Source organism: Mycobacterium helveticum, assembly GCF_007714205.1.
In the GTDB taxonomy this organism is placed as follows: Bacteria; Actinomycetota; Actinomycetes; order Mycobacteriales; family Mycobacteriaceae; genus Mycobacterium; species Mycobacterium helveticum.
Genome location: NZ_VMQU01000401.1, coordinates 1 through 266, shown reverse-complemented (window position 1 = coordinate 266; position 266 = coordinate 1). Strand labels below are relative to the sequence as shown.

The 266-nt window shown below is 68.4% G+C and carries 1 protein-coding gene; it reads left to right on the top strand.

Annotated features, from left to right (window positions below):
* On the top strand, nt 1-266 hold a 266-nt coding region (locus FPZ47_RS28095; RefSeq protein WP_145039860.1), incomplete at both ends, for a beta-ketoacyl synthase N-terminal-like domain-containing protein.

The window sequence follows — 266 nt, the reverse complement described above, 5'->3', positions numbered from 1 at the left end:
GCGGCGGCGCTGGCCGGCACGACGCGTTTCGGGGCGTTCCTGGACGACATCGAGGGTTTCGACGCGGAGTTCTTCGAGATCTCCCCGCGTGAGGCCGCCACGATGGATCCCCAGCAGCGGCTGCTGCTCGAGGTGGCCCACGAGGCCCTCGAGCACGCCGGGATACGTGCGGATACCCTGCGCCGCAGCCAGACCGGGGTTTTCGCGGGTGCGTGTGCCGGTGAGTACGGGTATTTGGCGTCCTCGGATTTGAGTCGGGTGGATGC